The 21,667-nt window shown below is 74.2% G+C and carries 16 protein-coding genes; 3 read left to right on the plus strand and 13 right to left on the minus strand.

Annotated features, from left to right (window positions below; all coding sequences use genetic code 11):
- Positions 1 to 3 precede the first annotated feature (3 nt).
- Positions 4 to 303 (minus strand): DUF4193 domain-containing protein, encoded by a 300-nt coding sequence (locus ABD774_RS02315; protein WP_098482274.1) that lies wholly within the window; start codon positions 301 to 303, stop codon positions 4 to 6.
- 216 nt (positions 304 to 519) lie between these two features.
- Positions 520 to 1,338 carry an inositol monophosphatase family protein gene (locus ABD774_RS02320; protein ID WP_425554433.1) on the minus strand — a complete coding sequence of 273 codons (819 nt, stop codon included), beginning with the start codon at positions 1,336 to 1,338 and terminating at the stop codon, positions 520 to 522.
- Positions 1,339 to 1,489: 151 nt separating this feature from the next.
- Here ABD774_RS02320 and sepH point away from each other — a divergent pair, with 151 nt between their 5' ends.
- Positions 1,490 to 2,653, plus strand: coding sequence for a septation protein SepH (gene sepH, locus ABD774_RS02325; RefSeq protein ID WP_345037194.1), 1,164 nt, complete (start codon positions 1,490 to 1,492; stop codon positions 2,651 to 2,653).
- Between the two features lie 13 nt (positions 2,654 to 2,666).
- Here sepH and ABD774_RS02330 read toward each other — a convergent pair whose 3' ends face one another.
- Genes ABD774_RS02330 through ABD774_RS02345 form a run of 4 tightly spaced genes read right to left on the minus strand, consistent with a single transcriptional unit; the run spans position 2,667 to position 7,795 of the window.
- Complete coding sequence (locus ABD774_RS02330; protein ID WP_345037196.1) at positions 2,667 to 3,311, minus strand: thymidine kinase; 645 nt, start codon at positions 3,309 to 3,311, stop codon at positions 2,667 to 2,669.
- Entirely contained in the window at positions 3,311 to 4,465 is a 1,155-nt protein-coding gene (locus tag ABD774_RS02335) for an alkaline phosphatase family protein (protein ID WP_345037198.1), read from the minus strand. The genes ABD774_RS02330 and ABD774_RS02335 overlap by 1 nt, the downstream gene beginning before the upstream one ends.
- Positions 4,462 to 5,037 carry a DUF5998 family protein gene (locus tag ABD774_RS02340; RefSeq protein WP_345037200.1) on the minus strand — a complete coding sequence of 192 codons (576 nt, stop codon included), beginning with the start codon at positions 5,035 to 5,037 and terminating at the stop codon, positions 4,462 to 4,464. The genes ABD774_RS02335 and ABD774_RS02340 overlap by 4 nt, the downstream gene beginning before the upstream one ends.
- 4 nt (positions 5,038 to 5,041) lie before the next feature.
- Complete coding sequence (locus ABD774_RS02345; protein WP_345037203.1) at positions 5,042 to 7,795, minus strand: GNAT family N-acetyltransferase; 2,754 nt, start codon at positions 7,793 to 7,795, stop codon at positions 5,042 to 5,044.
- Positions 7,796 to 7,861: 66 nt separating this feature from the next.
- Here ABD774_RS02345 and ABD774_RS02350 point away from each other — a divergent pair, with 66 nt between their 5' ends.
- Positions 7,862 to 10,336, plus strand: a complete 2,475-nt coding sequence (locus tag ABD774_RS02350) for a DNA gyrase/topoisomerase IV subunit A (protein ID WP_345037205.1) — start codon at positions 7,862 to 7,864, stop codon at positions 10,334 to 10,336.
- 159 nt (positions 10,337 to 10,495) lie between these two features.
- Here ABD774_RS02350 and ABD774_RS02355 read toward each other — a convergent pair whose 3' ends face one another.
- The 3 genes from ABD774_RS02355 to ABD774_RS02365 all read right to left on the minus strand — a co-directional run bounded on the left by ABD774_RS02355 (position 10,496) and on the right by ABD774_RS02365 (position 14,915).
- Positions 10,496 to 11,428, minus strand: coding sequence for a GNAT family N-acetyltransferase (locus ABD774_RS02355; RefSeq protein ID WP_345037207.1), 933 nt, complete (start codon positions 11,426 to 11,428; stop codon positions 10,496 to 10,498).
- The gene (locus ABD774_RS02360; protein ID WP_345037209.1) at positions 11,425 to 12,657 is read right to left on the minus strand and encodes a GNAT family N-acetyltransferase; all 1,233 of its coding nucleotides are present in this window, start codon (positions 12,655 to 12,657) and stop codon (positions 11,425 to 11,427) included. Before ABD774_RS02360 ends, ABD774_RS02355 begins: the two co-directional genes overlap by 4 nt.
- A gap of 125 nt (positions 12,658 to 12,782) precedes the next feature.
- Entirely contained in the window at positions 12,783 to 14,915 is a 2,133-nt protein-coding gene (locus ABD774_RS02365) for a DNA gyrase/topoisomerase IV subunit B (RefSeq protein WP_345037212.1), read from the minus strand.
- A gap of 130 nt (positions 14,916 to 15,045) precedes the next feature.
- Here ABD774_RS02365 and ABD774_RS02370 point away from each other — a divergent pair, with 130 nt between their 5' ends.
- The gene (locus ABD774_RS02370; protein ID WP_345037648.1) at positions 15,046 to 15,294 is read left to right on the plus strand and encodes a DUF7455 domain-containing protein; all 249 of its coding nucleotides are present in this window, start codon (positions 15,046 to 15,048) and stop codon (positions 15,292 to 15,294) included.
- 236 nt (positions 15,295 to 15,530) lie between these two features.
- Here the strand turns inward: ABD774_RS02370 and ABD774_RS02375 are convergent, their stop codons facing one another.
- The 4 genes from ABD774_RS02375 to gcvH form a co-directional block, all read right to left on the minus strand.
- Positions 15,531 to 16,535 carry a GNAT family N-acetyltransferase gene (locus tag ABD774_RS02375; RefSeq protein ID WP_345037214.1) on the minus strand — a complete coding sequence of 335 codons (1,005 nt, stop codon included), beginning with the start codon at positions 16,533 to 16,535 and terminating at the stop codon, positions 15,531 to 15,533.
- Between the two features lie 158 nt (positions 16,536 to 16,693).
- Complete coding sequence (locus ABD774_RS02380) at positions 16,694 to 17,971, minus strand: RNA polymerase sigma factor (RefSeq protein ID WP_345037217.1); 1,278 nt, start codon at positions 17,969 to 17,971, stop codon at positions 16,694 to 16,696.
- 394 nt (positions 17,972 to 18,365) lie between these two features.
- On the minus strand, positions 18,366 to 21,272 hold the full coding sequence (gene gcvP, locus ABD774_RS02385) for an aminomethyl-transferring glycine dehydrogenase (protein WP_345037219.1): 2,907 nt from the start codon (positions 21,270 to 21,272) through the stop codon (positions 18,366 to 18,368).
- Positions 21,269 to 21,652 carry a glycine cleavage system protein GcvH gene (gcvH, locus tag ABD774_RS02390; RefSeq protein WP_345037221.1) on the minus strand — a complete coding sequence of 128 codons (384 nt, stop codon included), beginning with the start codon at positions 21,650 to 21,652 and terminating at the stop codon, positions 21,269 to 21,271. The genes gcvP and gcvH overlap by 4 nt, the downstream gene beginning before the upstream one ends.
- Positions 21,653 to 21,667 lie beyond the last annotated feature (15 nt).

Consider the following 21,667-nt stretch of genomic DNA (forward strand, 5'->3'; position numbering starts at 1 on the left):
GGGTCAGGCGGCGCACTCGGAGCAGACCAGCTGCCCCTTGTCCTCGTAGGCCAGCTGGCTGCGGTGGTGCACCAGGAAGCACTTGGCGCAGGTGAACTCGTCAGCCTGGCGCGGGAGCACGCGGACCGAGAGCTCCTCGCCGGAGAGGTCCGCGCCGGGGAGCTCGAAGCCCTCCGCGGCCTCGGCCTCGTCCTCGTCCACGGACGGGGAGTTCTTCTCCGCGCGACGAGCCTTCAGCTCCTCGATCGAGTCCTCCGAGAGGTCCTCTTCGTTCTTGCGCGGTGCGTCGTAGTCGGTCGCCATCTCGGCGTCACGCTCCGGTTCTTCGTTTCGTGGGTGGGTCGTCGGCCGATGCGGCCACGTACCCCGGGTAACGCCCAGTCGGCACGTTTGTTCCCGGGGTCACCGGATTGTGCACCACGAGGGGCGTTTCCGCACAGGGGATCCGGCGGTTCTGGGGGCCCCGGTGACAGACTTCACAGGTCCGCCGCCCGCGTCGTCGCGCGGGCGTCCCGCGCCTCAGGCGCCCGCGCGGCGAAGCGCCGCGGCGAGCTCGTCCACGAGCGCCCCGGGGCCGGCGACCGTCATGGCCGCCGAGGCGGGTCCGCCGTCGAGACCCTGGACGACGCCGCCCGCCTCGGCCACCACGAGCGAGCCCGCGGCCATGTCCCAGGGGTTCAGGCCGCTCTCGTAGTACGCGTCGAGGCGCCCGTCGGCGACGAGGCACAGGTCGATCGCCGCCGAGCCGATCCGGCGGATGTCCCGCACGTCGGGCAGCAGCCTGGCGACGACCGCGGCCTCGCGGGTGCGCTCCTCGACGGTGTAGCCGAAGCCGGTGCCCACGAGCGCCTCGGCGAGGGGCGGCGCGGACCGCGGGCCGAGCCGCTCGCCGTCGCGCCAGGCGCCGAGCCCACGCCCCGCGGTCCAGGTGGTCCCGCCGGCGACGGCGTGGACGCACCCGGCCTGCAGGGTCCACGTGAGCGGGTCGGCGCCGCCGGAGACGACCGCCACGGAGACCGCGTAGGCGGGGATGCCGTAGAGGAAGTTCACGGTCCCGTCGACGGGGTCGACGACCCAGGTCAGGCCCGAGGTCCCGGCGGAGACACCCTCCTCCTCGCCCAGCACGCCGTCGTCGGGGCGCGCCGCGGCGATCCGCTCGCGCAGCAGCACCTCGACCTCCTCGTCGACGGCGGTGACGACGTCCACGGCGGAGGACTTCGTGCGGGCGACGCCGCCGTGGTCGCCGGTGCGGGCCCGCACGTGGTCGCCGGCCGCGCGGGCGAGCTCCTCGCTCAGGGCCATGAGGGCCGCGGGTCCGGTGCTCGTGGGATCTGTCACGTCTGCGCCCTCCTGGGCCTGGTGGTGCTCGCACGGACGTCCCGGACGGGCCGCCGCGAGCCATTGTCACGAACGGAACACACCGCCACCAATCCGCGGTAGCGGCGCCCACAGGTGGCACCCTCGGGGGGAGAAACCTCGAGGAGGACCCATGGTTGAGCTCGAACTGCTCGGGCTGCACGGTGACGGTGAGCACCTCACCCTCACGGACGAGGACGGACGTCGGTACCAGGTACCTATCGACGACGCCCTCCGTGCCGCCGTGCGCCGGGACCGCCCCAAGCTGGGCGACCTGCCCGCGGACACCGGCGAGCCGCTGCGGCCCAAGGACATCCAGGCGCTGATCCGCGCCGGGGCGTCGGTGGCCGAGGTGGCGGAGCGCTCCGGGCTGGACGAGGAGCGGGTGCGCCGCTACGAGGGGCCCGTCGTCGCCGAGCGCACGTGGGTCGTCCAGCAGGCGCAGAACCAGCGGGTCGGTCACGAGTCCGACGCCCCGCGGCTCGGCGACCTCGTGCTGGACCGCCTGGCGGCCCGCGGCGTCGACACCCGCACGCTCGAGTGGGACGCGGTCCGCCGCCCGGGCCAGGCATGGGAGGTGCTGGCCGTCTTCGTCGCGGGCGACCGCGAGCGGGAGGCGCGCTGGGAGGTCGACCTGGCCGCGCGCACGCTGCACGCGGTGGACGACGAGGCCCGCTGGCTCTCCGAGACGGAGATCGGCACGTCGGCGCACCCGCGGCGGCACCTGAACCCGGTCGGCGCGCGCAGCCGCGTCTTCGACGTCGAGGCCGACGGCCCGCCGGGGCACAGCCCGGTCTCGGCCGCCTCGCCCGACCCCGCCCCCTTCGGGGCGCCCTCCGCCGCCACCCCGGCGGCGGGTGCCGGGACGGAGTCCCTCCTCGCCGAGCTGGCCGCCCACCGCGGCACCCGCGTCGAGCTGCAGCCCGAGGTCGAGGGCGAGGACGGCACGGACGAAGAGGCATGGGGCGGCGGCGCCCACCCCGCGGCGTCCCGGCCCGAGGAGGCCACCGACGCGCACGTCCTGGCCCTGCCGCGCCGCGAGCGTGGCGTCCCGCCGGAGGACGGTCCCGGGACGACGCCCGCCCTGCCGGCCCCCACGGAGGACGGGGCTCCGACGGCGCAGCGCGCGCAGGACGGGGCCGAGACCGGCGCCCGGGCCCCCCAGCCCGAGACTCGCGCGGCGGAGCCGGGCGGGAAGGCGGCGCGCCCGGCGGAGCGACGCAGGTCGCGCCGCTCGTCGAACCGGCGCAGCGTCCCGAGCTGGGACGAGATCGTCTTCGGCGCCCGCCCGGAGTAGCCGCCGCTCCTCCCTACTCCCCCAGCGGGAGCGTCTCGGGGCTCAGGCTCGCGGCGTGCACGGACGCTGCGGTGACGCGGCGGACGTGGTGGCGGCGGCAGAGCACCTCGTAGCCCACGTCCTCGACCCGGTCGGTGTCGCCGACGACGACCTGCTCGCCCTCGGTCACCATGATCCCGTTGACCGTGCGCGCGTTGTGGGTGGCGCGGGCGCCGCACCAGCACAGCGCCTCGACCTGGAGCCGCTCCACGCGGTCCGCCAGCTCGAGCATGCGCGCCGACCCGGGGAAGAGGTGGGTGCGGAAGTCGGTGGTGATGCCGAACCCGAAGACGTCCACGTCCATCTCGTCGACGAGCCGGGCGAGCTGCTCCACCTGCTCGCGCGAGTAGAACTGCACCTCGTCGCAGATGAGGTAGTCGACCCGCCCGCCGTGCACCCGCCTGCGGACCACCTCGTCCCAGAAGTCGGTGGCGTCGGTGACCTCCTCCGCGGGCACCGCCAGGCCCAGGCGGGAGGAGAGGACCGCGGCGCCGGCGCGGTCGTTACGCGAGAAGATCAGGCCCTCGCGGCCCCGGGCGGCGTGGTTGTGGTCCATCTGCAGGGCGAGCGTGGACTTGCCGGAGTCCATCGTGCCGGAGAAGAACACGAGCTGGGCCACTAGACCACCGTCCTGATGAGCGGGACCGCCATCTCCGCCTCGGTCAGCGCGCCGTGCACCCCGATCAGCCCGATGGAGCTGGCGGGCTGGGTGCGGGAGTCGACCACGACGTCGCGGCCCCGCATGACGGCGACGACGTCACCGACGGCGTCGAGGCGCTCGGGTGTCACGGGTCCGAGCAGGCCGGTGGCCACGAGCTCGTCGCGCTCGACCACCCAGGCCGTCTCGCCGAGCACCTCCCGCCAGCGCTCGGCCACGGCGGGCGCGGCGCCGGGAGCCGTGTAGACGTGGTTGGTCCGGGGCTCGCCGGCGACGAGCTCGACGTCCTGCGCGAGGGCGGGCGTGGCGGCGACGTCGGTGCGCGCGGCGACGTCCACCATCCCGTGGTCCGCGGTGACGAGGAGCAGGGTGCCGGCGGGCAGCGACCGGGCCAGGCGGCGCAGCTCGCCGTCGAGGGCGGTGACCTCCTCGCCCCACTGCCACGACCCCCACCCGTAGGTGTGGCCGACGTGGTCGACATCTCCCCAGTACAGGTACACCGCCGCCACGTCGGGGCGGCGCAGCTGGGCCACCGTGACGTCGACGCGGTCGGCGAGGGACTCCGCGGTCGCGTGGCGCATGCCGCGCAGGGCGCACTCGGTCAGGCCGGAGCCGACGAAGCGCGCCGGGCCGACGCTCACGACTCCGGGCAGCTCCTCGCCGGCGGCCCGCCGGCGGTCGATCTGCTCGACGAGGGTGTCGTGGCGCTGCCACTCGCGCGGGCGCACCGACGTGTCGTCCCACCTGATGAGGTTCAGCACGCCGCCGTCGGCGGGGTCGCGCACGGAGTAGCCCAGCATGCCGGTGACGCCCGGCAGCTCACCGGTGCCCACGGCGGTGACCGCGGACGCCGTGGTGGAGGGGAACGTGCTGCGCAGCGTCAGGGCGTCGGCCAGGTGGGAGCGCAGGAACGGGGCGTGACCGCCGCGCTCGGTGAGCATCGTCATCCCCAGGCCGTCGACGAGCACCACGCAGGTCTTCGGCGCCGTCGGCAGACCCAGGTCGGCGCGGTCCTCGGCGCTGGTGCGGCCCGCGGAGGCGGTGGCCAGCCCGACGGCGTCGAGCGCGCCCGAGAGCACGGCGCGCACCTGCGGCGCGTGGTTCTCCCCCGTCACGCCCGCGGGCCCCCGGCGGTGGCGGCCGAGAGGGCGCGCGCGAAGGCCAGGGCGCCCTTGAGCGCGTCGGAGCCCTCGGCGTGGGCGCTCACGCGGACCTCCACACCCTCCGGCGTGACGCTGCCCGTGTACCCGTGGTCCGCCTCGCAGTCCGGGTCACCGCAGCTGGCGGGCGCCAGGTCGAGCGTCTGCGCCGTGCCCCAGCTCACGGCCACGGTCAGCTCCTGGACCTGCATGCCGCGCGAGCGGGCCGGCTCGCTCACGCCGTGGGTCAGCGAGACGGAACGGACCTCGCGCAGCGCGACCGAGTCCGTGGTGGCCAGCGCGGACGGGCGCCCGTCGGGGCCCGGTGCGTCGTCGACGTGCGCGACGACCAGCCGGGTCGGTGTGAGGACGAGGGCGGTGAGGTGCCGGAAGACCTCGGTCTCGTCGAAGGTCGTCTCCGGGTGGACGAGGAAGGAGGTGACGGGCTCGTCCGCCAGCGCGAGGTCGATCGCGCCCGCGACGACGTCCGGGTAGTAGCCGGCGTGGTCCAGATCGGCACGCAGCTGCTTGGCGAGGTTGGTCAGCACCGGCTCATTCTCCCACCCCGGCGCGCTCCTCGCCCTCCTCCGGCGGGATCGGCAGCGCGCGTCGCCCCGCGTCCTGGCGCACCGGGTGGGCGACCTCCACCGAGAAGGACGTGATCCGGGCGCCCCGCTCGCCCACGATCACCGGGTTGAGGGTCACGTCCACCACCTCGGTCAGGTCGTCGGTGAGCGTCGAGACCCGCGCGATCACGTCCTCCAGGGCGGCGACGTCGACGACCGGCAGGCCACGGTGCCCCAGCAGCCGCGGGGCCGCCCGGACCGAGCGCACCATGTCCGAGACGTCGGACGCGGTCAGCGGCGTGATGCGGTGGGAGACGTCCCCGAGCAGCTCCGTGGCGTCGCCGCCCAGGCCGAAGGAGACCACCGGGCCGTAGAGGTCGTCCTCGGCGCCCCGCACCACGCACGCCACGCCCGGCGGTGCCATGGCCTGGACCTCGAAGGAGGAGGCGCGGCCGAGCACCTCCCTGGTCCGCGCGCCCATGAGCGCCACGGCCTCACGCAGCGCGTCGGCGTCGGTCAGGTCCAGGCGCACCCCGCCCAGGTCGGTGCGGTGGCGCAGCACCTCGTCGGTGGTCTTCAGGGCGACCGGCCACCCGATGCGTCCGGCGGCCTCGACGGCCGCGTCGGCGTCCGTGACGGGGGTCGAGCGCAGCACCTCGATGCCGTAGCACGCGAGCAGCCGGGCCGCGGTCTCCTGGTCGAGCCGCTCGCGGCGCCCGGGCGGGAGCGACTCGAGCGTCTCGGCCAGCACCTCGCGCGCGGCCACGGGGTCGATGCCGGGCGGGTCCACGAGGGGGTCGCCGGCGTGCTCGCGCCAGGCGGCGTGGCGGACCGCCCCCGCCAGCGCGCCGACGGCGTCCTCGACCGTGGTCATCGACGGCACGCAGGCGCCGTCGGCGGTCAGCTCCTCCGTCAGGCCGTGCAGGCCGTGGGCGCTGGCCACCCAGGTGCGGGGGTCCTGGGCCGCGGCGCGGGCGATCGCGGCGGCCACGCCCGGGTCGGTGCGGCCCAGCGGCGGGGCGAGCGCGATGACGACGGCGTCCCAGTCGTCGCGCCCGCGCAGGGCGGAAAGGGCCGCCTCGTAGGCGGCCGGGCCGGCCAGCGGTTCGAGCGTGACCGGACGACCGGCCACCTCCAGGCCCTGGGCGGCGGCGACGTCGGCCACGAGGGCGGCGAGGGAGGCCGAGGAGGAGACGACGGCGGTGCGCGGCCCGGCGGGCAGCGGCTGGGCCAGGAGCAGCCCGGCGACGTCGAGCATCTCCCGCTGCGTGCGGGCGCGGACCACGCCCGCCTGGCGCAGCATCTCGGTGAGCACGCGCTGGGGCTGGGTCGAGGTGCGCACCGCGTGCCCGGGGGGCGTCGCCTGCCCGGTCTGCCCGGAGACGACGGCGACCAGCGGGGTGGTCACCGAGAGGCGGCGCGCGATCCGGGAGAACTTGCGCGGGTTCCCGATGGACTCCAGGTAGACGGCGCCGACGGCGGTGGGCTCGTGCGCGGACCAGAACTGCATGGTGTCGTTGCCGGAGACGTCCACGCGCAGGCCCGAGGACAGGAAGCTTGACACGGGCAGGCGTCGCCGCGCCGCGGTGGAGCGCAGCGCGAGCGCCGCCGCCGCCGACTGGCAGAACAGCCCGACGCCCCGGGTCGCGGAGGCCGCGGCGAGCGGTCCCGGGGTGCCGGGCTCGGGCCCGGGACTCTCGGTCCACAGGGAGGCGTTGTACCGGCCGGCCTCGCCGTTGCCGACCACGCCGTAGCTGGCCGGACCGACCACGCGCATCCCGGCCTCCCGGGTGCGGCGCAGCAGCCGCCGCTGCCGGTGCATGCCCGCCGGGCCCTCCTCGCCGAAGCCGTGCGAGAGGACCACCAGGGCGCGCACGCCGAGCGCGGCCAGCGCCGGGACGGCGTCGACGACGTCCTCCGACGGTCCGGCGACGACCGCGAGCTCCACCGGCCCCTCGACGGCACCGAGGTCCCGGTACCGACGCACCAGCCCGGCGGCGCCTGCCGTGCCGCCGGCGGCGTCGAGGCCGACGAGATGGACGGGACCGCGGAAGCCGCCCACCAGCAGGGAGCGGGCCGCCGCGGACGCCAGGACGTCGCCCTCGCCGCCGTCCGGGCCCAGGCGTACCAGCACGAGCGAGGTGGCGGCCAGAACCGTGCGCATGCTCAGCGCCTCGGCGTGACGCTCGCGCTCGGCCATCACCCGCCAGGACCGCTCCGTCTCCTCGATGTCGAACGAGACCGACACGACGCCGTCGTCCATCTGCTGGCGGACGTCGTAGCCGGCGTCGGAGAAGACGCGGATCATCTTGGCGTTGCCGGGCAGGACGTCGGCGACGAAGGTGTGGACGCCGCGCTCCCGCCCGGCGGCCGCCAGGTGCTCGAGCAGGACGGAGCCGAGGCCGCGCCCCTGCTCGGTGTCGGCCACGTAGAACGCGACCTCCGCCGTCCCGGGGTCGACCACGTCGAAGCGGCCGACGGCGCGGATCTCCTCCCCCTCGGTCAGGACGAGGGCGACGCGCGAGTGGTGGTCGACGTGCGTGAAGCGGTGCAGGTCCTTGTCGCTGAGTCGCGCCATGGGCGCGAAGAACCGGAAGTACACCGACTGCGCGGACTGCGCCAGGTGCATGCGCTGCAGGGCGTCCGCGTCGTCGGGCCGGATGGGCCGGATGTGCATGGCGGCGCCGTCGCGCAGCACCACGTCCGCCTCCCACTCCGCGGGGTAGGGCGCGTCCTCCATGGCCCGAGCCTAGCCAGGCCGTGGCGCTGCGCGGCATCGGCCCGCCGATCGGGGACAATCGACCCCATGCCTCGCAAGACCCCCGAAGCCCCCATGCCACCGGAGAAGATCGTCGACATCGACGTCTCCGCCGAGATGCAGGGCTCGTTCCTGGAGTACGCGTACTCCGTCATCTACTCCCGCGCGCTGCCGGACGCCCGTGACGGCCTCAAGCCGGTCCAGCGCCGCATCCTCTTCCAGATGGACCAGATGGGGCTGCGCCCCGACCGCGGCCACGTGAAGTCGGCGCGCGTGGTCGGCGAGGTGATGGGCAAGCTCCACCCGCACGGGGACAGCGCCATCTACGACGCGATGGTCCGCCTGGCGCAGCCGTTCGCGCTGCGGCTGCCGCTGGTGGACGGGCACGGGAACTTCGGCTCCCTGGACGACGGCCCCGCCGCCTCCCGGTACACCGAGGCCCGCCTCGCCCCCGCCGCGCTGGCGATGACGGCGGACCTGGGCGAGGACACCGTCGACTTCGTCCCGAACTACGACAACCAGCTCACCCAGCCCTCGGTGCTGCCCTCGGCGATCCCGAACGTCCTGGTCAACGGCGCGACAGGCATCGCGGTCGGCATGGCGACGAACATGCCGCCGCACAACCTCGTCGAGGTCGTGGCCGCAGCGCGCCACCTCATCGCGCGGCCGGACGCCACGCTCGAGGACCTCATGCGGTTCGTCCCCGGCCCGGACCTGCCCGAGGGCGGCAAGATCATCGGCCTGGAGGGCGTGCGGGAGGCCTACGCCACCGGCCGCGGCAGCTTCCGCACCCGGGCGACGGCGCGCGTGGAGAACATCACGGCGCGCAAGAAGGGCATCGTCGTCACCGAGCTGCCGTACATGGTGGGCGCGGAGCGGGTGATCGAGAAGATCAAGGAGGCCGTCAACGCCCGCAAGCTCCAGGGCATCACGAACGTGCAGAACCTCACCGACCGCCACCACGGGCTGCGCCTGGTCATCGAGGTGAAGAACACGTTCAACCCCGAGGCGGTGCTGGAGCAGCTCTACCGGCACACGCCGATGGAGGAGTCCTTCGGCATCAACAACGTCGCCCTGGTGGACGGCCAGCCGCGCACGCTCGGCCTGCGCGAGCTGATCGAGGTCTACGTCGGCCACCGGCTGGACGTGGTGCGCCGGCGCACCGCGCACCGCCTGGCCCGCGCCACCGAGCGCGCCCACCTCGTCGCCGGCCTGCTCGTCGCGATCGCCGACATCGACGAGGTCATCGCGGTCATCCGCTCCTCCGACGACGCCGAGGCCGCCCGCGCACGCCTGATGGCCGTGTTCGACCTGGACGAGGCCCAGGCCGACTACATCCTGGCCCTGCGGCTGCGCCGTCTGACCAAGTTCTCCCGGCTCGAGCTCGAGGCCGAGCGCGACGACCTGGCCCGCCAGATGGCCGAGCTGCGCGAGATCCTCGACTCCGACTCCCGTCTGCGCGAGGTCGTCTCCGACGAGCTGGCCACCGTCGCCCGTGAGTTCGGCACGCCGCGGCGCACCGTGCTCCTCGAGCACGCCGGCGGCCCCGCCACCCAGGCCGCCGCAGGCCCCGCCGCCCGGGGCGGCGCCGGGCGCGGCTCCGGCACGCCGCTGGAGATCGCGGACGCCCCGTGCTGGGTGCTCCTCTCGGGCACCGGGCTGCTGGCCCGCACGGCCGACGGCGACGCCCCCCTGCGTTCGGGGCCCCGCTCGTCTCACGACGCCCTCGCGCATGCCGTGCCCGCCACCACGCGCGGCCAGGTGGGCGTGGTCACCTCCACCGGGCGGGTGGTCCGCCTCGACGTCCTCGACGCTCCCGGCCTGCCGCCCAGCGGCGCCGCGCCGAGCCTGTCCGGCGGCGTCCCGCTGACCGAGCTCCTCACCCTGGAGAGGGACGAGGAGGCCGTGGGGCTCGCGCGCCTCGACGACGACGCCGCTCCGCTCGTGCTCGCCACCGCCCAGGGCGTCATCAAGCGGGTCACCGGCGACCGGCCGGGGAACCGGGACAGCTGGCAGGTGATCACCCTGCAGGAGGGCGACCGGGTTGTCGGCTGCGGGCACGCCGGCGAGGAGGACAAGCTCGTCCTCATCTCCTCCGACGCGCACCTGCTGCGCTTCGACGCCGCCGCGGTGCGTGCGCAGGGGCGGACGGGCCGCGGCGTGGCCGGGATGCGCCTGGCGGACGGCGCCAGCCTCGTCCACCTGGCGGTCGTCGCGGCGGAGGACGTCTCCGGCTCCGTCGTCGTCACGATCGCCGGCACGGCCGGAGCGCTGCCCGGCACCGTGCCGGGCAGCGCGAAGGTCACCCCGCTCGACCGCTACCCGGCCAAGGGCCGGGCCACCGGCGGGGTCCGTGCGCACCGCTTCCTGCGGGGCGAGGACGTCCTGCAGCTCGCGTGGGCGGGCCCCGAGCCGGCGCGCGCCGTGGGCTCGGGCGGCCAGTCGGTGACGCTGCCGGCGGCGGACGAGCGGCGCGACGGCTCCGGCCAGGCCCTGCCGGCCCCGGTCGCCGCGATCGGCTGACGCGCGCCGCCCGGCCGGGCACGCCGTCGAGAGCGGGTCGCCCGGCCGGGCACGCCGTCGGCCGTGCCCGATGTGCCGAGAATGCCCTAACTGCCCGTTCCCAGCCGGAAACGAGCAGCTAGGGCATTCTCGCGGCCGGTCGAGACGAAGGGGCGGCCGTCAGATCTCGACGGTGTACATCGCCGAGCCGCGCGTGCGCTCGTACCCGAGGTTCATGAACAGCACGTCGGCGCCGGTCGGGTTGTCCGCGTCGACGTCGAGACCGGCGTACTGCATGCCGTCGTCGGCGTAGGCGCGCATCGCACGGGTCAGCAACGCCGTGGCCACGTGCCGGCCGCGCCAGTCGGGCAGCACGCCGAGGATCTCGGTGTACCCCTCGGTCCAGCCCAGCGCGGGCCAGTCCTGCTCGTAGCGACTCGACATCAGGTAGCCCGCCACCTGGGTGCGGTCGCTCGAGCGGTCCAGCGCCACGAAGCTCCACGACGGCGCGTGGTGGGACCACTCCTGGGCCCACGTCTCCGGCGTGTGCGGCTGCGAGCCCCACTGCTCGCCGAACGCCTTGTTGTGCGCGCGGCGCACGGCGTCGTCGAGCTCCGGCGACCACGGCTCCACGGAGAGCGGGCGGTCGAGCCGGACGTCCGGGATCGGCAGCGAGAGGTCCCGGCGCAGCTGGGAGTACCACCGGCGCGGCTCGAAACCGCGGCGGCGCAGCTGTCGGGCCAGGGTCTCCATGTCGTCGTCCACGTGCACGACGATGCGGCCCGGCGCGTCCCGCCCGGACTCGGCGAGCATCTGGCGTGCGCGGCCGGTCTGCCAGTCGAGCAGGGCCCCGCCGAGGCCCTCGCCGCGACGGTCGGGCGCGACGCCGCCGGAGCAGAAGGCCCGCACCAGCGTGCTGTCGCCGCGCCGCACCCGCACGAACCCGAACGCCACGAGCCGCTGCGCGTCGTCCCACGCGCCGAGGGCGCTCCAGTCGTGGCTGGCGTCGAAGTACTCCAGCACCTCCTCCGGGGAGGTGCGGTAGGGCGGGTTGTCCACGCTCTCGATCCGGGTCACGAGCGAGACCAGGGCGGCGCCGTCGTCGGCCGTCACGGGCCGCCACGTCGCCCCGGCGGCGTCCGGGGGCGGCGCCAGCTCGGACGGCGCCTGCGCACGCACGGCCAGCGGCGCCTGCGCGGGCGGGCGCACGGCGTCGCCGGGTTCGGTGAGGGGGGCTGGCACGAGCGTGACCCTACGTCCTGACCCGTCCGGGATCCACGTCCCGGGGCAGGGTGTGCGTCATATCTCGATCGTGTAGAGGATCTGGGCGCCCTGGCGCTGGTAGCCGAGGCGCTCGTAGAAGCCGTGGGCGCCGGAGGGTTGATCGTGTCGACGTCGAGACCCGCGGACTCGATGCCGTCCGCGGCGAGCGCCCTGATGACGCCCGCCAGGAGGCTCCGGGCGACGCCGCGGCCACGGTAGGCGCGCCGGACGCCGACGAACTCGGTGTAGCCCTCCGAGAAGCCCAGGGTGGCCCAGGCGTGCTCGTGTCGGGAGGTCAGCGCGTACCCCGCGACCTCCTCGGCGCCGTCGGCCGTGCGGGCCAGGGCGATCTTGGACCAGCGCGGCTCGAGCTCGCGCAGCACGCGGCGCCACGACTCCGGCGTGAGGGGCTGCGAGCCCCAGTGGTCGGCGAAGGCCTCGTTGTGGGTGTGCCGGACCTCGTCGTCGAGGTCGGGCGTCCAGTCCACCATCCGGAGACCCGCCGCCAGGGGTGCGTCGGGCACCGGGGCGCTCACGGGGCGCCGCATCTCCTGGAACACCCGCTTGGGGCTGAAACCGGCGGCGACGTAGAGACGACGGCGGTCGGTCAGGTGCTCGTCGACGTAGGCGCCGATCCGGGCGGGCAGGTCCCGGCCGTCCTGCGCCAGCAGCTGCCGCGCCCGGGCGTCCTGCCAGTCGAGCAGGGCGCGGCCGATCCCGCGGCCGCGCCAGCTCGGGGCGATGGTGGCGGTGATGAAGGCGCGCAGGATGTCCGTGTCCCCCGGAGGCAGGTAGACCACCGCCATCGCCTGGAGCTCGCCGTCGGAGGAGAACCCACCCAGCGAGTCCCGGACCTGGGTGTGGGCGGGGTCGAAGGCGTCGGCCACCTGCAGGGGGCCCGGCGCCGCGAGCGGCTTGTCCACCACGGCGCAGCGCGCCACGAGGTCGAGCACGGCGTCGGAGTCCGCCGCACCGAGGTGGCGCCAGGTCAGGCCGTGGTGCGGCCCTGGGACCTCGGCCACCTCTGGAGCGCGCAGTCGTTCGGACAGCGGGACCCGGGAGCTCGCGGGAGAGGACATGGCCCGATCCTACCGAGCGACACTTTCGCGACCCGGAGGCGGCGGGTGACTTCGTTCACCCCGGGCGAGGCTCCGCCCGTCGCGCCGGCTGGCCCGCTGCCGTCGGCAGGCCGGGCCCGTCGCCGTCAGGCGTCGATGCGGTCCGCGGAGATGTGGTTCGCCCCCGCCACGATGAAGTCCTTGCGCGGGGCGACCTCGTTACCCATGAGGAGCTCGAACACGCGCTCCGCCTCGACGAGGGCCGCCTCGTCCGCCATGGAGATGCGGCGCAGGGTGCGCCGGGACGGGTCCATGGTGGTCTCGGCGAGCTGGTGGGCGTCCATCTCCCCCAGGCCCTTGTAGCGCTGGATCGGCTCCTTGTACCGCTTGCCGGTGCGCTCGAGCTTCTTCAGCAGGTTCGTCAGCTCCGCCTCGGCGTAGGTGTAGATCACCTCGCCCTTCTTCCCGCCCGAGCCGGCGATCTCGACGCGGTGCAGCGGCGGCACGGCGGCGTAGACGCGCCCGGCCTCCACCAGGGGGCGCATGTACCGGAAGAAGAGCGTCAGCAGCAGGGTCCGGATGTGGGCGCCGTCGACGTCGGCGTCCGTCATCAGCACGATCTTGCCGTAGCGGATCGCGTCGAGGTCGAACGTGCGGCCGGACCCGGCCCCGATCACCTGGATGATCGAGGCGACCTCCGCGTTCTTCAGGATGTCCCCGGGCGAGGCCTTCTGGACGTTGAGGATCTTCCCGCGGATGGGCAGCAACGCCTGGAAGTCGCTGGAGCGGGCCAGCTTGGCGGTGCCGAGCGCGCTGTCCCCCTCGACGATGAACAGCTCGGAGCGCTCGATGTCGTCGCTGCGGCAGTCGGCCAGCTTCGCGGGCAGCGTGGAGGACTCCAGGGCGTTCTTGCGCCGGGAGATCTCCTTCTGGAGGCGCGCCGACACGCGTGCACGCATCTCGCCGACGACCTTCTCCAGCAGCGCGGCGGCCTGTGTCTTCTCGTGCCGCTTCGGGGAGGTCAGCAGCGCGGTCAGCTCGGTCTCGACGACCTTGGCGACGATCGCCCGGACCGGCGCCGTGCCCAGGACCTCCTTGGTCTGCCCCTCGAACTGCGGCTCGGGGACGCGGACCGTGACGACGGCGGTGACGCCGGCCAGGACGTCGTCCTTCTCGACCTTCCCGTCGCGGGCCGTGACCTTCAGCCGGCGGGCGTTGGTCTCTATCTGCTTGCGCAGGGTCTTGAGCAGCCCCTGCTCGAAGCCGGTCAGGTGCGTCCCGCCCTTGGGCGTGGCGATGATGTTGACGAAGGAGCGCACGGTGGTGTCGTAGCCGATGCCCCAGCGCAGCGCGATCTCGACCTCGCAGCGCCGCTGCACCTCGACCGGCCGCAGGTGCCCCTTGCCGTCGAGCTGCTGGACCGTCTCGGAGAAGGTGCCCTCGCCCTGCAGCCGCCAGGTGTCGGTGACGGAGGTGTCGGTGGCGAGGAAGTCGGCGAAGTCGACGACCCCGCCGTCGTGCCGGAAGACCTCCTCCACCGGGCCGTCCTCCCCCGGCGTGCCGGGGCGACGGCGCTCGTCGCGCACGGTGAGCGTCAGCCCGGGGACCAGGAACGAGGTCTGCCGGGCGCGCTCGATGAGGTCCTCGTAGGAGAACTCGGCGGACACGGGGAAGATCTGCCGGTCGGCCCAGTACCGCACCCGGGTGCCGGTCACGCCGCGCTTGACCTTGCCGCTCACGGTCAGCTCGGAGGCGTCGGTGAAGGGCTCGAACGGCGACTCGGGCGAGACGCCCTTGCGGTCGTCGTAGACCCCGGGCTCGCCGCGGTGGAAGGTCATGCGGTGGGTCTTCCCGCCGCGGTCGACCTCGACGTCCAGCCGCGCGGACAACGCGTTGACGACCGAGGCGCCCACGCCGTGCAGACCGCCCGAGGCGGCGTACGAGCCGCCGCCGAACTTTCCGCCGGCGTGGAGCTTGGTGAAGACCACCTCGACGCCGCTCAGCCCGAGGGACTCCACCGTGTCGACGGGGATCCCGCGACCGTCGTCGCGCACCTCCACCGAGCTGTCCGGGTACAGGATGATGTCGATCTTGCTCGCGTGGCCCTCGAGCGCCTCGTCGACCGCGTTGTCGATGATCTCCCACAGGCAGTGCATGAGCCCGCGGGAGTCCGTGGACCCGATGTACATGCCGGGTCGCTTGCGCACGGCCTCGAGCCCCTCGAGCACGGAGAGGTGACGAGCCGTGTAGCTGGATCCGGTGGCGATGGCGGTGGACACCCGTCGATCCTAGGTTTCCCGCGGCGCGGGTCGGTGCACCGACCCGCGAGTCGTGCGCCGGATCACGGCGCGTCGCGTGGCGACGGCCACAAACGGCTACGCCGGGAGCGAACCGCCGCACCACCGCGGGATGGATCTGGCCGCCGAATGGTTACATGTTGGTGTGACAGCAACGACCGACATCCCCGCCCTGACCGCTCAGGACCGCTGCGACGCCTGCGGCGCGCAGGCCTACGTGCGCGTGCAGATGGCGACCGGTGAGCTGCTCTTCTGCGCCCACCACGCCCGCAAGCACCAGGAGGCGCTGCGCAAGGTCGCCACGCAGATCCACGACGAGACCGCCCGGCTCCACGCCGAGGAGGGCACCTCGGTCAGCTGACCGAACCCCCCGTCACGACGGCCGTCACCCACCGGGTGGCGGCCGTCGCGTCGTTCATGGGCCGAGGGCGCGGACACGCGGGGTGCGCGGGCCTCGGCGGGCTCGCGCCCCTGCCGGCGCCCGTGCGCTCGTCGCGTGCGGCGGGTGGCCCGGTGCTGCGCGCCGGACCCGGTAGGGCCGGCACCGCGCTTGACGAGCTGGCGCAGGTGGTAGCTGGTCAGGCCCGCGAGGGCCGGTCAGAGCTCCTTCGTGTACGCGATGCCCCTGCGGTCCGGGCGGTACCCGAGGCGCGTGTACAGCGCCAGCGCCCCGCTCCCGTTCTCGGTGTCGACGCCGAGGTCGGCCCGCTCCATCCCCGACCGCGCGAAGGCCCGCATCGACGCGGCGAGCAGCGCCGGCGCGATGCCTCTGCGGCGCCACGCCGGACGCACGCCGAGCAGGTCCGTCCAGCCGCAGGTGTACCCCTGCACCTCCCAGTCCTGCTCGTAGGCCGACGCCACCGTGTACCCGGCGACCTCCTCGCCGTCGAGGACGACGAAGCTCCAGTCGGCCCGGAGGTAGCGGGATCCGACGACGGAGCGGCGCCAGTCCTCCTCCGAACGTGGCTCGCTGCCCCAGTGACCGGCGAACGCCTCGTTGTGGGCGAGCCGCACGGCCTCGACGTCGACCGCGTCGAGCGGGACCAGCCGCAGGTCGGGGTCGAGCGAGACCTCGGGCACGGGGTGGTCGCCGTCGAGAGGCCTGCTCATGTCCACGAACCAGCGTTCGGCGTGGAAGCCGGCGCGTTCCAGGAGGCGGCGCGCAGCGGTGACGTGCTCGTCCGTGTGCACCCGGGCGAACGCGGGCAGGTCTCGCCGGGCCGCGGCCGTCTTCTGCCGGGCTCGTTCCTCCTGCCAGCGCAGGAGCTCGCGGCCCACGCCGCGACCCCGCCACCCCGGATGGACCCCGCCCCAGCAGAAGGCCCGCACGCTGCGGGTGTCCCCGGGGCGGACCTCGACGACGCCGAACGCCCGGGGGACCCCGTCCGCGTCGAGGGCGACCACCGTGTCGGCGGCGGGGTCCTTCCAGCTGCCGTCGGTCAGCGCGTCGACGAGGTCGTCGGGAGTGTTCCGCTCGGCGGTGTCGTCGAAGTCCTCGACGGCGCGCACGAGGCCGTGCCAGGCCGGCACGTCCTCGACGGTCAGGGGGCGCCACGTGAGCCCGGTCGTGCGCGGCGGGGCGAGAGGCGGCGTCGTCGTCATGGACGGAACCCTAGGCGCGCGGGCACGGACCGCTCACGGCAATATCCGGCCGCGACGGCGCACATCGAGCAGGAACGTCATGATCGCGCACGCGCTTTCCCGGGAACGCCCGAGGCCCGCACCGTCGGACGACGGTGCGGGCCCCGGGGGTGTCGCTGTCAGTCCAGGTAGTCGCGCAGGACCTGGGACCGGCTGGGGTGGCGCAGCTTGGACATGGTCTTGGACTCGATCTGGCGGATCCGCTCGCGGGTGACGCCATAGACCTTGCCGATCTCGTCGAGCGTCTTCGGCTGCCCGTCGGTGAGGCCGAACCGCATCGACACCACGCCGGCCTCGCGCTCGGACAGGGTGTCGAGGACCGCGTGGAGCTGCTCCTGCAGGAGGGTGAAGCTCACCGCGTCGGCCGGCACGACCGCCTCCGAGTCCTCGATGAGGTCGCCGAACTCGCTGTCGCCGTCCTCGCCGAGCGGGGTGTGCAGGGAGATCGGCTCGCGCCCGTACTTCTGGACCTCGACGACCTTCTCGGGCGTCATGTCCAGCTCCTTGGCCAGCTCCTCCGGGGTGGGCTCGCGGCCCAGGTCCTGGAGCATCTGCCGCTGGACGCGGGCCAGCTTGTTGATGACCTCGACCATGTGCACCGGGATGCGGATGGTGCGGGCCTGGTCGGCCATGGCGCGGGTGATGGCCTGGCGGATCCACCACGTGGCGTAGGTGGAGAACTTGTAGCCCTTGGTGTAGTCGAACTTCTCCACCGCGCGGATCAGACCGAGGTTGCCCTCCTGGATGAGGTCCAGGAACAGCATGCCGCGGCCCGTGTAGCGCTTGGCGAGGGAGACCACGAGGCGCAGGTTGGCCTCGAGCAGGTGGTTCTTGGCCAGGTGCCCGTCGTTGGCGATCCACTGCAGCTCGCGGCGGAGCTTGGGCGCGAGGCTGTCGGCCTCGGTCGCCAGCTTCTCCTCGGCGAACAGGCCGGCCTCGATGCGCTTGGCGAGCTCGACCTCCTGCTCGGCGTTGAGGAGCGCGACCTTGCCGATCTGCTTGAGGTAGTCCTTCACCGGGTCCGCGGTGGCCCCGGCCGTGACGACCTGCTGGACCGGCGCGTCGTCGTCGTCGGCGTCCGAGACGACGAAGCCGGTCTCGCCGGCGGCGGCCTCGGCGGCCGCCTCGTCCTCGTCCTTGTCGGGGGTCTGGGGGTCCTCGACGTCCGGCACGGCCTTCAGGGCGCCGTTCTTGGTGCGCGAGCTCGCCTTCGCGGCGGCAGGCTTCGCGGCGGCCGGCGCCTTCTTGGCCGTGGCCTTGGTCGTGCGCGCGGGCGCCTTCGACGTCGCCGTCTTCCGCGCCGGGGCCTCGGGGGCGTGCGCAGCCTGCTCCACCGAGGCCTCAGTGGGCTGGTCCGCGGGGGCGGAGGTGGTCTTGGAGGCAGAGGAGGACGTCACGAAATACCTTTCGGCGGGGTGCGGGGGCCGACGATCGATCCGTTCAGACCGTCGCAACCCTATAATTATAGCCTCAGGTGGCCCGCCCGGCACCCGGAACGCGGTCGTGGTAACACCTGATCCCGGCGAGCGCTGCTGCTCGTCACCTCACGTCAACGCCGGAGCGCGTCCTTCTATGCCCGGCACGGTCTCGGCACCACCACCCCGGTCTCGGCACCACCACGCACCTGGGCGCAGCCGCCCGCACCACCACGTGCCCGGACGCTCACCAAGGCACCACCACGCCTGTAGCAGCACGATCCCCCCACCCCACGTGCCCGGACGGCCGCGCCCTCTCGCGGACGTGACGAGGCCCGCACGCCGGAGCGCGCGGGCCTCGTCCGTCAGGCACGGGTCAGGAGACCGTCCCGTACGCCTCGACCGGCTGGCACGCGCACACCAGGTGCCGGTCGCCGTAGGCACCGTCCACGCGCCGCACGGGCGGCCAGTACTTCCCCTCCACCAGCGAGGGCAGGGGGTACACGGCCTCCGCGCGGGTGTAGGGGTGGTCCCACTCCCCCGTCAGCATCTCCGCCGTGTGCGGGGCGTTGACCAGCGGGTTGTCCTCCCGCGGCCAGGCCCCGGACCCCACCTGCTGCGCCTCTGCGTGGATCGCGACCATCGCCGCGCAGAACCGGTCGAGCTCCGCGAGGTCCTCACTCTCCGTCGGCTCGACCATGAGGGTCCCGGCCACCGGGAAGCTCATGGTGGGCGCGTGGAAGCCGTAGTCGATCAGCCGCTTGGCGACGTCGTCGACGGTGATGCCGGTGGCCGCACGCAGCGGCCGCAGGTCGAGGATGCACTCGTGCGCCACGTGCCCGCTCTCGCCGCGGTAGAGCACCGGGTAGTGGTCCTCGAGTCGTGCGGCGACGTAGTTCGCGGCCAGGACCGCCGCGCCGGTCGCGCGCCGCAGCCCTTCCCCACCCATGAGCGCCACGTACGCCCAGCTGATCGGCAGGATCGAGGGCGAGCCGTACGGCGCGGCCGAGACGGCGCCGGAGCGCCTCTCGCCGTCCTGGGCGAGCGGGTGCCCGGGCAGGAACGGCGCCAGGTGGGCCCGCGCGGCCACCGGACCGACGCCGGGGCCACCGCCGCCGTGCGGGATGCAGAAGGTCTTGTGCAGGTTCAGGTGCGAGACGTCGCCCCCGAAGACGCCCGGCCGCGCGTGCCCGACGAGCGCGTTGAGGTTCGCCCCGTCGATGTAGACCTGACCGCCGGCGGCGTGCACCGCCTCGCAGACCTCGCGGACCTGCTCCTCGTAAACGCCGTGGGTGGAGGGGTAGGTGATCATGATGCAGGCCAGCCGCTCGGCGTGCTCCTCGACCTTGGCGCGCAGGTCCGCCAGGTCGACGTTGCCGCCCTCGTCGGTGGCCACGACCACCACGCGCATCCCCGCCAGGACCGCGGAGGCCGCGTTGGTGCCGTGCGCCGAGGCCGGGATGAGGCACACGTCGCGTGCCGTCTCCCCCCGGGACTCGTGGTAGCCCTTGATGGCCAGCAGCCCGGCAAGCTCGCCCTGCGAGCCGGCGTTGGGCTGGAGGCTGACGGCGTCGTAGCCGGTGGCGGCGGCGAGCCAGCCCTCCAGGTCGTGGATCAGCTGCAGGTAGCCGGCCACGTCCTCGGCGGGGGCGAACGGGTGGATGCGGGCGAACCCGGGCCAGCTGATCGCCGCCATCTCCGCGGCGGCGTTGAGCTTCATCGTGCACGAGCCGAGCGGGATCATGCCCCGGTCGAGGGCGTAGTCCTTGTCCGAGAGCCGGCGCAGGTAGCGCATCATCGCCGTCTCGGTGCGGTACGTGGAGAACACCGGATGGGTCAGGTACTCGCTCGTGCGGGTCATGTCCGCGGGCAGCGCGACCTCCACCGACTCCGCCACCGCCGCCGAAGCCCGAGGGCCCCCCGGCCCGACGGGGTCCACGGCACCGTCGGCGGCCGCGTCCGCGGCGCGCGCGACAGCCGCGGCGAGCGCGGCCACGTCCTCGTCGCCGGTGGCCTCGTCGACGGAGACGCGCACCCGGTCGGCGTCCTGCACCCAGACGGTGATGTTCTCCTCCAGCGCGGCCCGGCGCACGGCGTCGGCCCGGCCGGGCACCACGAGCTCGAGGGTGTCGAAGTAGTGCTCGTGGCTCAGCCGCACGCCGGCCTGCCGCAGCCCGGCCGCCAGGGCCCGGGTGCGGGTGTGCACTGCCTCGGCGATCTCCCGGAGGCCGTCGGGCCCGTGGTAGACGGCGTACATGGAAGCCATGACGGCCAGCAGCACCTGGGCGGTGCAGATGTTGGAGGTGGCCTTCTCGCGGCGGATGTGCTGCTCGCGGGTCTGCAGCGCGAGCCGGAGCGCGGGTGCGCCGTCGACGTCGCGGGAGACGCCGACGAGGCGGCCGGGGAGCTGACGCTCCAGGCCCTTGCGCACGCTGAGGTACCCCGCGTGGGGCCCGCCGAAGCCCAGCGGCACCCCGAAGCGCTGGGTCGAGCCGACCGCGATGTCCGCGCCCAGCTCGCCGGCCGGGGTGACCAGCGTCGCCGCCAGCAGGTCGGCGGCCATGATCACCACCGCGCCGGCGTCGTGCGCCGCACCCACCGCGCGCTCGAGCACGGACCGGGCCAGGACCCGGCCCGACGCTCCCGGCAGCTGGACGAGGACGCCGAAGACGCCGTCGAGATCCGTCCCGTCCAGGCCCTCGCCGAGGTCCGCGACGACGAGCTCGATGCCCAGCGGGGCGGCCCGGGTCTCGAGCACCGCACGGGTCTGGGCAAAGGTGTCGGCGTCGACGACGAAGCGGTCGCCCTTGTGCTTGGTCGCACGCCGCGCGAGGAGCATCGCCTCGGCGGCGGCGGTGGCCTCGTCGAGCATCGACGCCCCGGCGACGTCCAGCCCGGTGAGGTCAGTGACCACGGTCTGGAAGTTCAGCAGCGCCTCGAGGCGACCCTGGGAGATCTCCGGCTGGTACGGGGTGTAGGCGGTGTACCAGGCGGGGTTCTCCAGGACGTTGCGCTGGATGACCGGCGGCGTCAGCGTGTCGTAGTAGCCCTGCCCGATCATCGAGGTGCGCACGGTGTTGCGCGCCGCGATCCCGCGCAGGCGGGCGAGCACCTCGTGCTCGGAGGCGGCCCCGGGCAGGCCGGCGGGCGCCGACCCGTCCTGGATCGAGTCGGGGACGGCGGCGGAGACGAGCTCCTCGAGCGTGGGCACACCGACGGCGGCGAGCATCTGCTCCTGGGCGGCGGCGTCCGTCCCGATGTGGCGGTCGGAGAACTCCCTCACGCGCCCTGCCCCTCGACCAGCGCGCCGTACCCGGCGGCGTCCAGCAGGTTCTCCGGCAGCTCGGTCACGCGCAGGGTGTACAGCCAGCCCTGCTCGTACGGGTCGGCGTTGACGGTCTCGGGGGCGTCGACGGCCTCCTGGTTGACCGAGGTCACCTCGCCGTCGGCCGGGGCGATGAGGTCGGAGACCGACTTGGTGGACTCGATCTCGCCGCACGTCTCCCCCGCCGTCAGGGTCGAGCCCACCTCCGGCAGGTCGAGGTAGACCACGTCGCCCAGCGCCTCGGCCGCGTAGGCGGTGATGCCCACCCGTGCGGTGTCGCCGTCGACGGCGATCCACTCGTGGTCGGCGGTGTACTGGCGGTCGTCGGGGTAGCTCACGGTCGCTCCATTCGG

The sequence above is a fragment of the Georgenia daeguensis genome, assembly GCF_039537705.1.
In the GTDB taxonomy this organism is placed as follows: Bacteria; Actinomycetota; Actinomycetes; order Actinomycetales; family Actinomycetaceae; genus Georgenia; species Georgenia daeguensis.